Here is a 15,462-nt window from a genome sequence, read left to right on the forward strand (position 1 = left end):
GCATGATCCAAAGTGGATCGCTAAGCGTCTGTAAGACCAGAGCTGGCGCGCTCAGAGGTTGTACATGCAAATGCATGAAAAGCGATACATAAAGCGGGCAGGCGTGGCGGGGATAGCATTGCGCGCGAGGGGTACAAACATGCATGCGGAGGCTGCGCCAGGGGCACGGAGGGGCACGCAATGGTTTGATGAGATTGAACTGGTGAAGAGGATTTGAGCCTCGCAAATCGGGCCTGAGAGCGGCAGATGAGGTATGGCACTGATCGGAATTAATATGATAAATTTTTGACCAATACGGTTAACCATGTAAGGGAATAATATGGATACAACTGAGCAGTTAAACGGGACTTACTTCTATGGCGGGCTTACCAACCTTTCCCCGGCAGAGCTTTATTTCTGGATTATGATTGATGTGACCGCTGAGCATTTTAGCGGTGCAAAGGATATCATAGCCATAGCTGCAATTTACTCGGGACAGAATACGATTGACGTGTCAGGAAAGTTAAAGGGTGCCTGGAAAGGTACCTCTTATGCCTCGGTGTATTCTCGCAAGCTGTTGCGCGATTACCGTCTCCCGTTCAGGTTGCCTACGTGGATACAAAACCCTAAAAAACCATTCCAAATTAAAATGTTGATGACCCATAAATTGGGTACTTTCGTCGGTCGCACAATACCGGTTTTAGGATGGGTAATTATGGCCGCTGATGTGGCGGAGATAGGCTGGAAAACTACGGTAAAATACAACCTTATTGCCCATAAGGACGACAGAATATGGTAAGTGAGGATATAGAGAAGGCAGTATTTGCGCTGGTTGAAGATTATAACGGCAGAAGCTTGTTTACATTAAAACGTTACAAGCTTGAGCTGGACACTGATCTGAACAACGACTTTCGCATGGATCCCATCGACGCTTATGAATTACTTGAGCGGTATGCTGACAGTTTTGGCATTGACCCCGGCACCATCTCTTTTAACGACTATTTCCCGGAAGATTTCACCGCACCGCATGATCCGCTTACTCTCCGTTTGTTGGTTGAGTCTGCACAGGCCGGGCGCTGGTTGGGTAAATAACTAACGCCTGCACAGGCAGGCGTTACATCTTCAGTTTGTTGCCGCTTCCAGCGAATAAGGGCGGAAGGCGATCACCTCTTCGCCCAGCCAGTTATTGATTTCCTTCAGACGTTCCTGCAGCGGTGTCAGTTTGTTACGCACAAACACCTATGCCGCTTTCACCGCATCACCGAATCCGCCGGAGTTGTCCGGGATAATCCCCATCATCTGCGGCGGCACGCGGTGTGCGCTTAGCAGGTCGTCGCGGCTGGCCTTCTTGATGTTAAAGAAATCGTCCTTCGTCGCTACCTCGCTGAGCGGCAGAATCTTGATCCCGTCCGGCTTACCGTTCGGCGCGTACATAAACAGGTTGCGGAAGTTGCCGATCCCTTTCGTGTCGCGCATAGCCTGGCGCATCCGGTCAACGTCGCTGCTGCTCTGCGCCGCGTCGGTCATATACAGGATGTAACCGGCGTGCGCGCCGTTCTGATAATACTTGCGGCGGAACAGCGTTGCCGCCTCATTCAGCCAGGCGGAGTTAAGCGCGCTGAGGTATTCCGGCAGGCCGTACAGCTCCTGATTGATATCCGGCTCCAGCAGATGAAACACGCTGCCGGCCGAAAATTCATGCGGCTCTTTCCAGTCATTCACAAACCAGTAAACGCCATCCTTAACGCCTCTGCGGGTGAATTTGGCCGGAGTGGTTTCAAGGCGCAGCGGCTTACCCAAGCCATTACGGCGCAGCTCGGCAAAGGCGTTACCGAAGACCAGATAATCCAGCGCAAACTTGCTGAACTCCTGCTGACTCATCATTGGGTGCGGGATGAATGTTGATGCCAGAATGTTGCGCTTTACATAAATCGGCGAGCTGTGATGTATGGCCGCACGCAGGCTTTTCGCCAGGCCGTTAAAGCTGACCGGCGGCTCAAACCAGCGCCCGTTACCGATGCACTCGGCGTAATCCAGAATGTCGCGCTTATCCATTACCGGCGTCGGATCGCCAAAGGTAAACGCCTCGGCGTGCTGCTGCGGTGCGGTTGCCTGTACCGGCTGCGCGGTGGCGGTGTGAGCCTTGCGGCCTCTGCGTTTGCTCATCAGTAAAATTCCAGAATTGAGGGATTAGCGCCGCCGCTGGCTGCGCCAGCGGCACGAAAAAGGCGGGCGAAATCGAGGCGAGCGGCGACGAGTACTGGCGCGACGCGCGATTCAGTATCAGCCGCATCGCCGGTAAGCCCGGCTGCATTGTGGATCTGCTCTGATGAACGTTTACGCACAGCAGGGCGATACCGTTGACGAAATCTGCCAGCGCTATTACGGGCGAACCGGGCAGGCCGTCGAGCTGGTTTACGCGGCTAATCCGGGCCTTGCCGAAAGCGGGCCGGTGCTGCCGCACGGCTGTGAGGTCACGCTGCCCGACCTGCCTGAATCTTCAGCTGGTGAAACCGTCAACCTTTGGGACTGAAAATGGAAAAAATCAGCTCTGTGATCAACTACCTGATAGGCCTCATCCTCATGTGGTTCGGCCGTCATACGCCACAGGATATCGCCTTTATGGTCGGTTCCGGCGTGGCCGTTATCACGCTCATTACTAACGTGGCGACGTTCTTTATCAACTGGCATTACCGCCGCAAAACCTACGAGCTGCAGCGCCTGCGGGGGGTGAGCCTTGAGCCAGACCGTTAAGCGCTGCGCCGTGGTAGCCGTGCTGGCGATTGCCGTGCTGCTGCCACAGTTCAAAACCCTGAAAACGTCCGACGCCGGACTGGCGCTCATCGCCAACGCTGAGGGGTGCCGCACCTCGCCCTATCAGTGCAGCGCCGGAGTCTGGACTAACGGCATCGGTCACACAGAGGGCGTGACGCCGCAAAGCCAGGTCAGCGAGCGGCAGGTGGCGGTTAATCTGGTGTATGACGTGATGCGCGTCGAGCGCGGGATCGATGCCTGTATGCGCAGCGATATACCACAGCCGGTCTATGACACGGCCGTGTCATTCGCCTTTAACGTCGGCGTGCGCGCGGCCTGCAGCTCGACCTTTGCCCGTTACATCAGGCTGCAGCACTGGCGTGATGCCTGTAATGAGCTGCGGAGCTGGGTGTTCGTTAAGGGCGTGAGGAATCGCGGGCTGGAGAACCGCCGCGCGAATGAGACAGCCTACTGCCTGCGGGGTGTGTCATGACGCGCCTGATAGCGCTGCTTCTGGCCGTCGCGCTGCTGGCGCTGGGCGTAACCGGCTGGCAGTGGAAAGTAGCCAAAGACGACCTGACCAGCGCGCAGCGCATTATCGGCACGCTGTCAGCCGGTATCGAGAGCCGGGATAAAGCGATAGCCAGGCTGGATGCGGATGCAAGGGCCAGCCAGAAGCGCGAGGCCGAGCTGCGGCTGATGCAGGGGCGCGCCAGCACGGCCGCGCTTAACCGTGAAATGACCATACAGAGAGAAACCGATGCAAATCCGATACTGCGTGACTGGTCTGCTGCTGCTCTGCCTGACGATGTTATCCGGCTGCACGCCCGCCCGGCCTTCGCCAGCGCCAGAGATTATCTGGATTGGGTGTCCGCGCGTGACAAGCTGCCCGGTGCCGGGAAACAGCCTTAAAACGGCGGGCGATCTGGCTGCGGATAATCGCCAGCTGGAGGCCGCACTCGCCGCCTGCGGGCTGCAGGTCGAAATCATCAAAGACTGCCAGGAACAACACGATGCTGAAACCGCAACAACTGCGCCAGGTGCTGACCGACAGCGTGCCGGAGCTGCAGCGAAACCCTGATGCGCTGAACGTGTTTATCGACAGCGGGCGCATCGTCTCGACGCTTGCCAGCTCACTGTCGTTTGAATACCAGTACCGGCTTAACATGGTTATTACCGACTACGCCGGTAATATCGACCTGCTGATCGTGCCGCTGCTGGCATGGCTGCGCACGAATGAACCCGACATTATGGCAAGCGAGGAAAAGCGCCGGACGGGCTTTACCTTTGAGGCGGATGTTATCAGCGACACGGCCAGCGATATCAGCATTGAGCTGCAGCTGAGCGAGCGCGTGATCGTGAGGCGGGCCGACGACGGGCTGCACGTGACGCATGTCGGTGAGAAACCCGCTGCCGGAGAATGACGCGCGGCCGGTGCAGCTTTATGTTCGCGGTGAGATGGTCAGCGAGTTGCAGACATGAGCGAGCTGCAGCTGGTAAATGACCGGCTGGAGGCGCTTATCAGCAGCCTGTCAGCCCCGGCGCGTAAAGAGATGGCGCGCAGCATCGCGAAGAAGCTGCGCGCGAGTCAGCAGCAAAACATTAAGCGCCAACAGGCACCCGACGGCACGCCGTTTAAGCCCCGCAAAACGCAGCCGGTGCGCAGCAAAAAGGGCCGGATAAAGCGCGAGATGTTTGCAAAGCTGCGCACAGCTAAATACATGAAGACGCAGGCCAGCCCGAATGAGGCTGTGATAGAGTTTGCGGGTAACGTGCAGCGCATGGCCCGCGTGCATCATTACGGGCTGCGCGACCGGCCTTCGCGTAAGGGTATAGAAGTGCAGTATGAGGCCCGGCCTCTGCTAGGTATTACTGATGCTGATTTCGAGTTGATTAGGCAATACATATATGCACGCATTGGATAAGATTATTTTCCTTTATTTTTTACTGCATTTATTAAGGAAACTATTTGTTCAAGCCCATCAAAAGTCGAAGGTATTTTATCTTCAGAGGGCATAATGTTCGAGAAAATTATGTCTTCAAATTTATCAAGTAAATTACTATCCTTGCTTTTAATATTGCTGCTGTAGTCAGCATAGTTTTGGATGAACTGACAAAGACTTTTTCTTAACTCTATCTGCATTATTTGTGCTCGTATTGAGTTAAAATTCACCAAGCTCACCCTGAAGTAATATATCAACACAAGAACCAATGATGAGACAGGTATCAGAGAAAGATAATCATGCAGCCCATTATTTAATTCCTTAGTGTAATGAAAAGAAATCACTTCAAAAAGAATAACCCCAAGAACTAACAAACCAAGTCCGAAAACAAATAATCTAGCCCAATAAAGTTGCGTCACCTTTGCATCACTTAAGGATTCAAAACCACGATATAAGCCAACAAAATTAAAGGCATTTCTTTGGTTGTTCAGCGTTTCTTGAAGCTGATTAACCCTGGCTTCAGTTTCATCCAAATCACTTTTCCATTTTTGTTTAACAGTATCAGTATCGATTTTTTGCTTATCAAGCTCTGCATTCCAATCGACATGTAGTTGCTCGATTGATTTTTTGAAGTCACCTGTTTTTTTTATATCCGAGAGTTCTTCGCTAGTCATAAGATGTCTCAATATAGACAAACCCATGTCAGAAAGTGCGAATTCAACTTGACCAGAAGCTGTCTGCGCGAAAAGGTTTAAATGTATACGGCTAAACTCCTTCAATTCGGTGAAATCAATATCATCATCATTGTAAGGGTGGTTGATATGTTCCTCGACAGCAAAGCGAAAAACAATGGAGTATAGCTGATCTATATTCTCCTTACTCATATCAGCGTCATCAATACGTTTTTTGAAATGGTGTGAAATGAATTTTTTATTGTAAGGTGTTTTTTCATCCCAAGATATTGCATTTGTAGCCATATCACTTAACAACCAAGCTATAAAGCCATTCCTTTTTTCTTCAAATTCTCCTTGGGTAGGTTGTTTTTTTATTACCTTTATATAAGTAGTAATGGAATCTTTAAATTTTTGATCATTGAAAAAGCTTTTCATTTTTCCTTCCCGTTAATTTCTGTGCGCTCATCTATAGACAAACAACGCCATGTTGTCGAAAAAAATTGAAGAAGTAGATTATGCATTCATGAATACACAAATCACAGAAATTCAGCGCCTGCTGCGCAACATGATCCGCATCGGAACCGTGTCGGCCGTCAACCTCGACGGCGGACTGTGCCGTGTCGATACGGGAAGAAATACAACCAACTGGCTGCACTGGCTGAGCGCCCGCGCGGGTAAAACCCGTTCCTGGAATGCGCCGTCAGTGGGTGAGCAGGTTCTTGTTCTGTGCCTTGGCGGTGAACTTGATACCGGCTTTGTGCTGCCGGGGGTTTTCTCTGATGACAACCCGGCTCCGTCAGCCTCAGCCCATGCGCTGCACTGGTCATTTCCTGACGGCGCAGTGATCGAGTACGAGCCGGAAAACGGCGCGCTGACTGCAACCGGCATACAGACCGCAACCATTAAAGCAGCGGTGAAAATCCTGTTCGACTCGCCAGAAGTGGAATGCACAGCGCTGCTCAAAACTGCGCAGCTGGAAGTCACTAAGGGCGGCACGATGAAAGGCGACGTTACACATACCGGCGGCAACCTTTCCTCAAACGGCAAGATTCTGCACAAGCATAAACATCCTGGCGACAGCGGCGGCCAGACGGGGGAACCGATATGACAACCGCTAAATACATCGGCATGAACCGGGAAACCGGCGGCGCACTGACCGACCTCGATCACATCCGGCAGTCAGTGCGGGACATTCTGCTGACCCCGCTCGGCACGAGGGTGATGCGTCGCCAGTATGGTTCGCTTTTATCCGCGCTGATTGACCAGCCGCAAAACGAGGCGCTGCGCCTGCAGATTATGTCGGCCTGCTATATGGCGATCCTGAAATGGGAGCCTCGCATAAAGCTGACCGCCATCAGCTTTGAGTCGGATATTAACGGCGCAATGATGGTTGAGCTGTCCGGCAACCGCACCGACCGCGCGCAGCCTTTTTCCTTAACCGTTCCTGTGAGCTGAAACTATGGCAACTATCGACCTGAGCCAGCTGCCCGCGCCTGACGTGGTGGAGGCTCTGGATTATGAAACACTGCTGGCCGAGCGAAAGGCGACGCTGATTTCCCTTTACCCTGCCGACCAGCAAGAGGCCGTCGCTCGCACGCTGACACTGGAGTCAGAACCCATCGTGAAGCTACTACAGGAAAACGCTTATCGTGAACTGATCCTGCGCCAGCGCATCAACGAGGCGGCAAAGGCCGTTATGGTTGCCTATGCACTGGATGGCGACCTTGACCAGCTCGGCGCGAATAATGGCGTAACCCGCCTGACCATTACCCCGGCCGACGATACGAGCATCCCGCCGACCGCCGCCGTAATGGAAAGTAACGACGATTTCCGGCTGCGCATTGCCTCGGCGTTTGAGGGGCTGAGCGTTGCCGGGCCGACCGGTGCATATGAGTATCACGCCAGAAGCGCCGACGGACGCGTAGCCGATGCATCAGCCATCAGCCCGTCGCCCGCCGTTGTTACCGTGACTGTGCTCGCGCGTGAGGGCAACGGCGTGGCCGGTGATGATTTGCTGGCCGTGGTTAACGCTGCGCTCAATGACGAAGACGTGCGCCCGGTTGCCGACCGGGTGAGCGTGCAGTCAGCGAAGATTGTTAGTTACGAAATCGAGGCCGAGCTTTACCTCTATCCGGGGCCGGAAGCGGAGCCAGTCCGTGCCGCTTCAGAGGCAAAACTCGCCGCCTTTGTCAGCGCACAAAAGCGTCTCGGCCGTGACATTCGCCTGTCTGCGCTGTATGCCGCCATGCACGTTGAGGGCGTGCAGCGCGTCAACCTTATCAAGCCTTCCGCTGACGTGGTGCTAGACAAAACCCAGGCCGCTTACTGCACAGGATACGCGCTGACCGTGGGAGGCTCGGATGAGTGATCGCCTGCTGCCGACCGGCTCGTCAGCGCTTGAGGTTGCTGCCGCCGAGGCTCTTGCAAGCCCCGGTACGATGAGCGTGCCGCTGCGCCAGTTATGGAATCCGCAAGCCTGCCCGGTAGAGCTTCTGCCCTATCTGGCGTGGGCGTGGTCAGTTGATCGCTGGGATTCAGCCTGGCCGGAATCAACAAAGCGCGCCGTGGTTGCCGCCTCGCAGTACGTGCATCGGCACAAGGGAACGATTGGCGCTATACGCCGCGTCGTTGAGCCTCTGGGCTATCTCATCAGAATCATTGAGTGGTGGAAAACCGGCGAAGCGCCTGGCACGTTCCGGCTGGATGTGGGCGTACTCGATACCGGCATTACTGAGGAAATGTATAACGAGCTTGAGCGCCTGATAGCCGATGCGAAGCCCTGCAGCCGTCACCTTATCGGCCTGTCTATCAATCTTGACGTGAACGGCGCGCTGCCGGTTGCCGTTGCCAGCTACAGCGGCGACGAGCTGACCGTTTATCCCTATACCCCTGAACTTATCAGCGTCGGCGGGCCGGGTTATTCCGGCGTGGCGGTGCATCTTATTGACCTGACGGAAGTGAGCGCATGACGACAAAATATTTTGCCCTGCTGACCAATCAGGGCGCGGCTAAGCTGGCGAACGCCGCCGCACTCGGCACGAAAGTAAACATCGCCTCGATGGGCGTCGGCGACGGTGGCGGCACACTGCCGACCCCTGATGCGGCACAGACAAAGCTCATTGGCGAGAAGCGACGCGCGCAGCTTAATTCGCTGACCGTTGACGCGGCAAACAGCAGCCAGATTATCGCAGAGCAGATCATCCCGGAAAGCGAGGGCGGATTCTGGATCCGTGAAATCGGCCTGTATGACGCTGACGACGTGCTGATTGCCGTTGCTAACTGCCCGGAGACTTACAAGCCTCAGCTGGCCGAAGGCAGCGGCCGGACGCAGACCGTGCGCATGATTTTAATCGTGAACAGCACAACCGCCGTCACGCTGAAAATTGATCCGTCAGTGGTGCTGGCAACGCGTAAGTATGTTGATGACGCTGTGATCGAGGTGAAAGCCTACGCTGACGAGGTGATGGCAAAGCATCTCAAAAGCGCTAATCCGCATGGTCAGTACCCGTTAATTGAAAACGCATTAAAGGAAATGGCCGATGCCGGGCTGTTGCCTGACGTTCTGAAAAATCTTGGCATCAGCGATAAGTTTTCCGGCCGTTTTATCGGGTACCAGATTTTCACCACGCCCGGAGCAGTTAACTACAAACCCACGCCGGGAACGAAACGAATCAAGATTATCCTGACCGGAGGTGGTGGCCGGGGTTATGGTTATCTTGCCTGGGGATCGAGTTATGTTTCCCGTGGTGCGGGCGGGGGAGCAGGCGGAACGGTAATCGCTTGGCTGAACGTGGATGAGACAAAAAATTATCCTGGCGTAGTCGGTAGAGGCAGTAACGAAACCGACGGCGCGACTAGCAGTACCTTTAACGGTCAGCTGACAGCGGGCAATGGCTATAATACGACTTCCGGTGATGCCGGTGGCGTTGGCGGCTCGGCCATAGGCGGATTGTTAAATATACAGGGGGGTGATGGCAGCGACGCGCCCGGACTGATTACGGCCTCAAGCAACCCTTACCGGGGCGGCTCTGGTGACGGCGGCGTCAGTTACTGGGGCGGCGGTAGCCGTAGCGGGGAAAGCTCATCATCAGGCAAAAAAAATACCTATGGTGCAGGCGGCGGAGGTACAACGCGTACCGATCCCTTTATCGGAAGTTATGGATCTGACGGTATTATTTATATTGAGGAGTTCAGCTGATGAAAACCTACGCCCGGATTGAAGATAAGCGAGTTGCGGAAATTGTCTCTATGAGTGTCAAGCCAGAGAAACTCTATCATCCGTCACTGGAGTGGGTAGATATTACCGCATTGTCTGAACAGCCCGGCTGTAATTATCTCTACAGTGACGGCGTATTTACAGCGCCATTTGTGGATGCCAAAGATGCTGGCTTTCTGGCCAGCAGCCGTTTGTCGGCAGAAATGGACGAAGCTAATCGTACTATAACCCCTTTGCAGGATGCGGTTGATATCAGCATTGCAACTGACGAGGAACTAACGCGACTGGCTGCATGGAAAAGATACCGCGTTATGCTGAGTCGGACGGATATCACGACCGCGCCAGATTTCAGATGGCCAGATAAGCCTGAATAAAAAATTCATTTTACGCCCGAAGTTTTCAGTTAAAAATTCTCAATGGCAAAATGTTTAATTCTACCATTGAATCATTTCATCAAGCCGCTTCAGAATGTCAGGAAAATAGCTTTCATTAAGGCTGAAGTCACCTTTAACCTGAACGCTGTCGGCGTGTGGTTCAGGGCGGATATCAAACTCCACTATAACACCTTCTTTACCCGTAACTTTTCTGATAACCATATTGAGCTGGCCACGTTCGCTGCGAAAATTAAAAGGTTTTAATTCACGCTGCGTGATAAGTGCCTGGTAATGTGCGAAAAACTCATCCTTTAAAATCTTTAGCTCGCCGATGGTAAATTCAGTTTGAAACTGCATTTTAAGGCCGCTAACAGAGAACTCAATCCAGGACTGGATCCAGTCCCATAGATGATCAACCGGGTCGGCCTCATCGTCTGAGATTCTTTCAAAGGGAGAAATTACAAATGTGAAATCTTCATTGCGCAAATCAAACATACAAGTTGTCCAGTCTGTCAATCCATGTATTTAAAATGCGTTATCGTCCAGTCTGACTCACGCACGACGACTTCAAGTGTGTATTCTTTATACTCATATTCCATTGTTTGCTTATTAAAGCGTAGTTTAAACAATCTGGTCTCATATCTGAACATACCTTCACCTTTGCGGGGATCTGCCATCCGCCTGCCATAGCGAATCGCTCTTTCCTGAATTTGCAGAGGGACATAGCGACTCGGTTCATACATATGTTTTGCAGCAGTCTCGGTCATTTTAAGGTTACGTGCATGCAGCCCGAGTTTAAGTCTGCTGCGCAGAAAGGATATAGTGGAGTGACTGAGCTTCGCATAAACAGCGGCACGTGCCCCTGATTCAAACAGCACCCGCCCTGTACCAAGGATACGAAAAATACCCAAGCCAAACAGGGCAATATCAGTGGGATCGATCAGGGGTGTTTCAAGCGGCGCTTCTTCCAGCCTGACAAAATGTCCCTGCACATCATAAATCTGCCATAAGCCCGGAGCCTGTACCACCGTGTAACCGATACACATTCCGCTGGCTTCATCTGTTACGGGCTTTGCATTTCGGGGCAAATGGCTGGGCCGAATCTCAAAAAAACGCCCTGAGGCAGTCTCGACTCAAATGTGTAGTAACGTCCGAATTCCTGTTTTGCTGCTGTTCCTGAAATCATTCTCAATCCCTCGTTCATGACAATGGCTGTTTTATAGTGCCACAAGAAGATAAAACAATCATTTTCTGATAGATGCCCATGATCCTGTTAACAGACGGCAACTGCGTGTGCCCCTTTCCCTGATGTCAGACCATGAGCACTCCCTCAAAACAGCATGCATCAAATGTCTGATTATCTTTATGGTGTCCGCATCGTCTGAATAAACGATGCCAGGCGCACAATTTCTACCACAATCGTAAAATGTTCTAAATCGTTCAGGATATTGATGCTGAAAATGCAACATAAGCGTACTTATTGCGACAGGGTATAAGCAGGCTGCGTAGTTATTTACTAAAGGATAGAAACGGCAGGTTTAGTAAACTCAATCCACTGGCGTTGATGGCGAAGAAAAATAGCGACAAAGTGGCGGCACAGAGTCAAGCAGAGTAGAACAGGAAGTAACAGGAGCGGGCTTAACTGATTGATTTCACGTTAAGTCATTGATACGAAGTGCCAACCAAAAAAAGACCGAATACGATTCCTGTTTGCGACATATAGAAGATTTTATGTTATTTAACAATGAGTTAAATAACAAAAGCACCCCTTTTAATGGTTGCAATACTTACCAATGCACCCGTTTAAGATCAAACGCTTGCAAGTTATTTCGTTTGAGGTTCGGGAAATTTTCGTTACTGCTAAATCGTCGGCCGACTCGGCTAATGCACTGCCAGAATCTCGGCCGTCACCTTACCCAGCACGATAGTCCCTTCCAGCCAGCCCCCGTCTTCTATCTCTCACTTTCAATGCCGGGATGTCAAAACACCACCGGCAGATCAGAGAATCTTGTGGTATAAGCCGGTGAAAGCATTTCCCGCTTCATCGCCCAGGTGTTCTGAACACCCTGCCCTGCAAACCACAGATTACCCTTCCCGCTCAGGTTTATACCATCCATCACGCGCATCAGCGCCTCGCTATTAGCCTGTGGTTTGTTCTCATCAAACAGGTTCAGCTGCGATACACCCTGGCTGTAGAAGTCACCCAGCATTACGCCTGCCTTCATATAGCGGTGTCCGTCGACCCAGATACGATCAAGCGCCTCAATGGCTACCCGAATAATATCGCGCGTGTCATTAGTTGGTGTAAGTACCTTGCCGGTAGACTGGTTGCCGTAAAACACCTCACCCACCGCGTGTGGGCTGGTCCTCACGAATACTGCTATCTGACTGCAATACTGACGTTCTCCGCGTAATTTACCTGCGGCTCGCGCTGCGAAGGTGCACACGGCTTCTCGCATGTCGTCGTACTGCGTGATTCTGGAGCCAAATGAGCGGGAACAGACGATCTGCTGTTTTGTGGGCGCAAACTCTTCCAGCTGCAGGCATGGCTCACCGCGCAATTCCCTGACGGTTCGTTCCAGCACAACATTAAAATGTTTGCGTATTGTGTAGGTGCTTTGCTCTGACAGGTCTTTGGCAGTCAGGATCCCCATCGCGTTGAGCTTTTTGCTGATGCGCCGACCAACGCCCCATACATCCTCAACCGGCACCAGTGCCATGAGCTTACGCTGACGTTCAACATTCGAAAGGTCAACGACTCCGCCTGTTTGCTTCCATTTTTTTGCAGCATGGTTAGCCAGTTTTGCGAGCGTCTTAGTTTGCGCAATTCCTACGCCAACTGTCAGGTGCGTATTACGCTTAACAGTTTCCCGCACCTCCCTGCCGAAGTTTTCAAGAACCATGCAATTGCGAACACCGCTCAGGTCCAGAAACGCCTCATCAATCGAGTAGACCTCCACGCTGGGTGCCATCTGCTCCAGCGTCGTCATTACCCGGTTACTCATATCGGCATAAAGCGCATAGTTACTGCTGAAAACCTGAACCCTGTGCCGGCGAAACTCGTTCTTCAGCTTGAAGTACGGTGCGCCCATAGGGATGCCGAGCGTTTTAGCCTCTGCTGAACGGGCAATGACGCATCCGTCATTGTTGCTAAGCACTACGACCGGTTTTCCCCGCAAATCGGGCCTGAATACTGTTTCGCAACTTGCATAAAACGAATTAACATCGACCAGGGCAAACATCACACAACACCATTCGGGTTGTACAACTGAAACAGGCGCTCTTCGCCGTCAGTGGTTGAGATGTCGCGGAATGCTGTGGTGTGCATCTCGATCCATTTGTTGGCCGCCTTTAGCGTGTAATGCCAGTTAATGCGGTCAAGCTCTCTGATGAAATCCAGTGTGCTGATGGTGTAGCGACCGGCAGTATCGCGCTTTATAGCCTGCCGGAAAGCAATCATGATTTCGTAGTCACGCGGCATGACAAATCCCCCCTGATAAATACTGTATGTATAAACAGTAATATTGATCGGTAGATTTTATCAAGGCGAAACGGCTCACAGTTTTGTAAAGCCATTGTTGGTGCTGAAATTTTAATCTGGCGGCTTCGGTTGCGCGTGACTAACCTCAAATTACCCACCCCGTAGTCTGCTCAGAGAGGCGCGGATGAGTCATTGCCCGGTCGCCGGGCTTTTTTATTGGTTTGGTCATAGCATGTTAATGTATGATTAACAGCGCCTTAAAGCCTTCGATACTGAGACGGATGTCAAAAATGGAAAGAGATACATCAATTGACCTAATAAAGCTTATATCTATCATCATGGTCATTATTTTGCATGTTTCTTCAAATGGATTTTCGAGCACTGATAGTTTTATATGGAATGGTGCTAACTTCTATGAAAGCTTCACTCGCACATGCGTTCCTTTGTTTTTCATGGCCACCGGTTCTCTGTTGATTAACAGGCCGCTCACAATTCAATCATCAGCAGCGCGCATTAAAAGATTAGTTATTCCATTTACTTTCTGGTCTTTAGCCTATTTGATATTCTTTAAAGTAATCAAGAACCAAGACATGGATGTTTTAAGTATATTCCTCATGCCTGCCGCTGGTCATTTATGGTATCTATATGCATTGACTGCGGTTTATCTTACATTACCAATAATAGGGATTTTATACCTCAACTCTACTTCCAGGGTAAAATACTACATCCTATCAATATGGTTCTTTTCATGCGTTCTAATTCCAACTCTCAAAAGCTACAATGCACCTATTAATCCAAGCTTTGACCTGAGCACGCTAGGATTATATCAAGGCTATTTTTTTGCGGGCGCGGTTCTCTCAAGCCTGAAAATGACATATAAATTCAGATGGTTATCCTTTCTGATTTTCTTGATCGCCTCTATCACCATCTTACTATCAACACGCCACTTTTTTGTAGTAGATGGCTTGCATGACGTAAGGAACTACCTAAACTCTTCTGTGTTAGTTTGTGTTGCATCAATCTCATTATTTATCACCCTGAAGGGTGTCCACCTTAACTCAAGCGCTATCAAATATATGCTGGCGCAACAGTCCAGATATACTTTTGGAATCTACCTCATTCACTTGTCTTTGGTTTATGCGATGGGGGAAATAGGCTTTTCAATATCGGAAAAAAATGTTTTCTATTTCATTCCACTATCAGCAGCAATCATCTATTTCCTATCCCTTGCCTCATGCTTTTTAATATACAAGGCAAGGGCTGGAGCAATCATAAGTTGATGAAGCCTATTCTGGAAAAGGCATATCCCCACGCATAAAATCAGGGACTGACTCGTAATAATCGGACCATAACTTATCGCTTGTATCAATTTCTTTTTGATTGCTATAGATTGAGTCATCCTGCTTTGTAGTAAAGTAAGAGGTCACCCTTTTGCCGTCAGTTGATAGCTGGACGTTAATAATCATTTTTTTGGCCCCTTTTAGAATTCATATGAGTTAATGCCAATGTTATATGTTGGTGTTCCAGCGGTACTTGTGGATGACCAGCCGATCGTTTGGTTAACGACAGATATTTTTGAAAATGTTGACGATGCAGACGCTGATGCGGCTAAGCTTGCGGTGATTGCCATTCCACCAATGGATGAGTTTGCCCCCCATATTGTAAGCCCCTGCGTTGAGCTGGATGAGTTTGTCATGCTGAGCCCGCCATAGATGAACTTAGCGTTTAGCGGAAACTGAGTTGTGGCTAGCGATACGCGGCTTGCATTAGTGCTGGAACTTGTCAGAAGTGTTCTTGATGCGAGATCAATCTTTCTGTCATACATGTTACCTATTACAAGCTGGCTAGACGCAGTAGGCCACACAGCAACTAAAGCTGATGCTGTGTAGCCAGATGGCATATTGCTGCCACCATAAACTTCCGGAGCTACAGAGCTTGTGGCGTCAACACCTAGCAGCCCCACGCTTCCATTTGCGGGGTTATAGATAACGTATATTGCCACGAAACCTGTAGCTGGCGGACTACCAGTGTCCATGCCGCC

At 51.1% G+C, this 15,462-nt stretch carries 21 protein-coding genes and 2 pseudogenes; 16 read left to right on the plus strand and 7 right to left on the minus strand.

The window, feature by feature from the left end; all coding sequences use genetic code 11:
- The first annotated feature begins 319 nt into the window (after positions 1 to 319).
- Positions 320 to 778 (plus strand): STM2901 family protein, encoded by a 459-nt coding sequence (locus AC6I77_RS10425; RefSeq protein WP_039660063.1) that lies wholly within the window; start codon positions 320 to 322, stop codon positions 776 to 778.
- On the plus strand, positions 772 to 1,071 hold the full coding sequence (locus tag AC6I77_RS10430) for a DUF1493 family protein (RefSeq protein WP_003854584.1): 300 nt from the start codon (positions 772 to 774) through the stop codon (positions 1,069 to 1,071). Before AC6I77_RS10425 ends, AC6I77_RS10430 begins: the two co-directional genes overlap by 7 nt.
- A gap of 30 nt (positions 1,072 to 1,101) precedes the next feature.
- Here the strand turns inward: AC6I77_RS10430 and AC6I77_RS10435 are convergent.
- Together AC6I77_RS10435 and AC6I77_RS10440 are read right to left on the minus strand one after the other, a co-directional pair.
- A pseudogene (locus AC6I77_RS10435) lies at positions 1,102 to 2,145 on the minus strand (phage portal protein).
- Positions 2,145 to 2,324, minus strand: coding sequence for a hypothetical protein (locus AC6I77_RS10440; RefSeq protein ID WP_497816861.1), 180 nt, complete (start codon positions 2,322 to 2,324; stop codon positions 2,145 to 2,147). Before AC6I77_RS10440 ends, AC6I77_RS10435 begins: the two are co-directional and overlap by 1 nt.
- On the opposite strand from AC6I77_RS10440, the gene AC6I77_RS10445 reads away from it, so the two are divergent.
- From AC6I77_RS10445 to AC6I77_RS10475, 7 genes and pseudogenes are all read left to right on the plus strand, one after another.
- Entirely contained in the window at positions 2,309 to 2,512 is a 204-nt protein-coding gene (locus AC6I77_RS10445) for a tail protein X (RefSeq protein WP_064704198.1), read from the plus strand. The genes AC6I77_RS10440 and AC6I77_RS10445 overlap by 16 nt on opposite strands.
- 2 nt (positions 2,513 to 2,514) lie before the next feature.
- Entirely contained in the window at positions 2,515 to 2,733 is a 219-nt protein-coding gene (locus tag AC6I77_RS10450; RefSeq protein WP_010255079.1) for an HP1 family phage holin, read from the plus strand.
- Positions 2,717 to 3,226 carry a lysozyme gene (locus tag AC6I77_RS10455; RefSeq protein ID WP_497816862.1) on the plus strand — a complete coding sequence of 170 codons (510 nt, stop codon included), beginning with the start codon at positions 2,717 to 2,719 and terminating at the stop codon, positions 3,224 to 3,226. Before AC6I77_RS10450 ends, AC6I77_RS10455 begins: the two co-directional genes overlap by 17 nt.
- Positions 3,223 to 3,645 carry an Rz-like lysis system protein LysB gene (gene lysB, locus AC6I77_RS10460; RefSeq protein WP_192072557.1) on the plus strand — a complete coding sequence of 141 codons (423 nt, stop codon included), beginning with the start codon at positions 3,223 to 3,225 and terminating at the stop codon, positions 3,643 to 3,645. Before AC6I77_RS10455 ends, lysB begins: the two co-directional genes overlap by 4 nt.
- On the plus strand, positions 3,542 to 3,814 hold the full coding sequence (lysC, locus tag AC6I77_RS10465; protein WP_346555256.1) for an Rz1-like lysis system protein LysC: 273 nt from the start codon (positions 3,542 to 3,544) through the stop codon (positions 3,812 to 3,814). Before lysB ends, lysC begins: the two co-directional genes overlap by 104 nt.
- Positions 3,747 to 4,215: pseudogene (locus AC6I77_RS10470) on the plus strand (phage tail protein). The gene lysC and the pseudogene AC6I77_RS10470 overlap by 68 nt, the downstream one beginning before the upstream one ends.
- On the plus strand, positions 4,212 to 4,658 hold the full coding sequence (locus AC6I77_RS10475) for a phage virion morphogenesis protein (RefSeq protein ID WP_497816863.1): 447 nt from the start codon (positions 4,212 to 4,214) through the stop codon (positions 4,656 to 4,658). The pseudogene AC6I77_RS10470 and the gene AC6I77_RS10475 overlap by 4 nt, the downstream one beginning before the upstream one ends.
- A 2-nt stretch (positions 4,659 to 4,660) precedes the next feature.
- On the opposite strand, the gene AC6I77_RS10480 is transcribed toward AC6I77_RS10475, so the two are convergent.
- A complete protein-coding gene (locus AC6I77_RS10480) occupies positions 4,661 to 5,785 on the minus strand; it encodes a hypothetical protein (RefSeq protein ID WP_497816864.1) in 1,125 nt (374 codons plus the stop codon).
- Positions 5,786 to 5,873: 88 nt separating this feature from the next.
- Between AC6I77_RS10480 and AC6I77_RS10485 the strand changes: the two genes are divergently transcribed.
- From AC6I77_RS10485 to AC6I77_RS10510, 6 genes are read left to right on the plus strand one after another with little or no spacing between them, the layout of a single operon-like run.
- Complete coding sequence (locus AC6I77_RS10485) at positions 5,874 to 6,458, plus strand: phage baseplate assembly protein V (protein WP_497816865.1); 585 nt, start codon at positions 5,874 to 5,876, stop codon at positions 6,456 to 6,458.
- Positions 6,455 to 6,805: a GPW/gp25 family protein gene (locus tag AC6I77_RS10490; protein ID WP_497816866.1), complete on the plus strand. Its 351-nt coding sequence runs from the start codon at positions 6,455 to 6,457 to the stop codon at positions 6,803 to 6,805. The genes AC6I77_RS10485 and AC6I77_RS10490 overlap by 4 nt, the downstream gene beginning before the upstream one ends.
- A 4-nt stretch (positions 6,806 to 6,809) precedes the next feature.
- Positions 6,810 to 7,718 carry a baseplate assembly protein gene (locus AC6I77_RS10495; protein ID WP_497816867.1) on the plus strand — a complete coding sequence of 303 codons (909 nt, stop codon included), beginning with the start codon at positions 6,810 to 6,812 and terminating at the stop codon, positions 7,716 to 7,718.
- The gene (locus AC6I77_RS10500; RefSeq protein ID WP_008925347.1) at positions 7,711 to 8,319 is read left to right on the plus strand and encodes a phage tail protein I; all 609 of its coding nucleotides are present in this window, start codon (positions 7,711 to 7,713) and stop codon (positions 8,317 to 8,319) included. The genes AC6I77_RS10495 and AC6I77_RS10500 overlap by 8 nt, the downstream gene beginning before the upstream one ends.
- Positions 8,316 to 9,548 carry a phage tail protein gene (locus tag AC6I77_RS10505; protein WP_497816868.1) on the plus strand — a complete coding sequence of 411 codons (1,233 nt, stop codon included), beginning with the start codon at positions 8,316 to 8,318 and terminating at the stop codon, positions 9,546 to 9,548. Before AC6I77_RS10500 ends, AC6I77_RS10505 begins: the two co-directional genes overlap by 4 nt.
- Positions 9,548 to 9,940: a tail fiber assembly protein gene (locus tag AC6I77_RS10510; RefSeq protein WP_105099103.1), complete on the plus strand. Its 393-nt coding sequence runs from the start codon at positions 9,548 to 9,550 to the stop codon at positions 9,938 to 9,940. Before AC6I77_RS10505 ends, AC6I77_RS10510 begins: the two co-directional genes overlap by 1 nt.
- Positions 9,941 to 10,000: 60 nt before the next feature.
- Here the strand turns inward: AC6I77_RS10510 and AC6I77_RS10515 are convergent, their stop codons facing one another.
- The 4 genes from AC6I77_RS10515 to AC6I77_RS10530 form a co-directional block, all read right to left on the minus strand.
- Positions 10,001 to 10,435: a WapI family immunity protein gene (locus tag AC6I77_RS10515; protein ID WP_105099102.1), complete on the minus strand. Its 435-nt coding sequence runs from the start codon at positions 10,433 to 10,435 to the stop codon at positions 10,001 to 10,003.
- 17 nt (positions 10,436 to 10,452) lie between these two features.
- Entirely contained in the window at positions 10,453 to 10,986 is a 534-nt protein-coding gene (locus AC6I77_RS10520; protein ID WP_105099101.1) for a hypothetical protein, read from the minus strand.
- 933 nt (positions 10,987 to 11,919) lie between these two features.
- Positions 11,920 to 13,182: a Y-family DNA polymerase gene (locus tag AC6I77_RS10525; RefSeq protein WP_497816869.1), complete on the minus strand. Its 1,263-nt coding sequence runs from the start codon at positions 13,180 to 13,182 to the stop codon at positions 11,920 to 11,922.
- A complete protein-coding gene (locus AC6I77_RS10530) occupies positions 13,182 to 13,421 on the minus strand; it encodes a hypothetical protein (protein WP_058957687.1) in 240 nt (79 codons plus the stop codon). Before AC6I77_RS10530 ends, AC6I77_RS10525 begins: the two co-directional genes overlap by 1 nt.
- A 290-nt stretch (positions 13,422 to 13,711) precedes the next feature.
- Between AC6I77_RS10530 and AC6I77_RS10535 the strand changes: the two genes are divergently transcribed.
- Entirely contained in the window at positions 13,712 to 14,701 is a 990-nt protein-coding gene (locus tag AC6I77_RS10535) for an acyltransferase (RefSeq protein ID WP_497816870.1), read from the plus strand.
- Positions 14,702 to 15,462 lie beyond the last annotated feature (761 nt).

The organism is Pantoea sp. X-Soil-ISGK-259, assembly GCF_059730705.1.

Bases quoted from the DNA above. Each gene is read 5' to 3' on its own strand.
- AC6I77_RS10425 (WP_039660063.1), top strand. From the start codon at position 320: ATGGATACAACTGAGCAGTTAAACGGGACTTACTTCTATGGCGGGCTT.
- AC6I77_RS10430 (WP_003854584.1), top strand. From the start codon at position 772: ATGGTAAGTGAGGATATAGAGAAGGCAGTATTTGCGCTGGTTGAAGAT.
- AC6I77_RS10445 (WP_064704198.1), top strand. From the start codon at position 2,309: ATGAACGTTTACGCACAGCAGGGCGATACCGTTGACGAAATCTGCCAG.
- AC6I77_RS10450 (WP_010255079.1), top strand. From the start codon at position 2,515: ATGGAAAAAATCAGCTCTGTGATCAACTACCTGATAGGCCTCATCCTC.
- lysB (WP_192072557.1), top strand. From the start codon at position 3,223: ATGACGCGCCTGATAGCGCTGCTTCTGGCCGTCGCGCTGCTGGCGCTG.
- lysC (WP_346555256.1), top strand. From the start codon at position 3,542: ATGTTATCCGGCTGCACGCCCGCCCGGCCTTCGCCAGCGCCAGAGATT.
- AC6I77_RS10475 (WP_497816863.1), top strand. From the start codon at position 4,212: ATGAGCGAGCTGCAGCTGGTAAATGACCGGCTGGAGGCGCTTATCAGC.
- AC6I77_RS10480 (WP_497816864.1), bottom strand. From the start codon at position 5,785: ATGAAAAGCTTTTTCAATGATCAAAAATTTAAAGATTCCATTACTACT.
- AC6I77_RS10485 (WP_497816865.1), top strand. From the start codon at position 5,874: ATGAATACACAAATCACAGAAATTCAGCGCCTGCTGCGCAACATGATC.
- AC6I77_RS10490 (WP_497816866.1), top strand. From the start codon at position 6,455: ATGACAACCGCTAAATACATCGGCATGAACCGGGAAACCGGCGGCGCA.
- AC6I77_RS10495 (WP_497816867.1), top strand. From the start codon at position 6,810: ATGGCAACTATCGACCTGAGCCAGCTGCCCGCGCCTGACGTGGTGGAG.
- AC6I77_RS10500 (WP_008925347.1), top strand. From the start codon at position 7,711: ATGAGTGATCGCCTGCTGCCGACCGGCTCGTCAGCGCTTGAGGTTGCT.
- AC6I77_RS10505 (WP_497816868.1), top strand. From the start codon at position 8,316: ATGACGACAAAATATTTTGCCCTGCTGACCAATCAGGGCGCGGCTAAG.
- AC6I77_RS10510 (WP_105099103.1), top strand. From the start codon at position 9,548: ATGAAAACCTACGCCCGGATTGAAGATAAGCGAGTTGCGGAAATTGTC.
- AC6I77_RS10515 (WP_105099102.1), bottom strand. From the start codon at position 10,435: ATGTTTGATTTGCGCAATGAAGATTTCACATTTGTAATTTCTCCCTTT.
- AC6I77_RS10520 (WP_105099101.1), bottom strand. From the start codon at position 10,986: ATGTGTATCGGTTACACGGTGGTACAGGCTCCGGGCTTATGGCAGATT.
- AC6I77_RS10525 (WP_497816869.1), bottom strand. From the start codon at position 13,182: ATGTTTGCCCTGGTCGATGTTAATTCGTTTTATGCAAGTTGCGAAACA.
- AC6I77_RS10530 (WP_058957687.1), bottom strand. From the start codon at position 13,421: ATGCCGCGTGACTACGAAATCATGATTGCTTTCCGGCAGGCTATAAAG.
- AC6I77_RS10535 (WP_497816870.1), top strand. From the start codon at position 13,712: ATGGAAAGAGATACATCAATTGACCTAATAAAGCTTATATCTATCATC.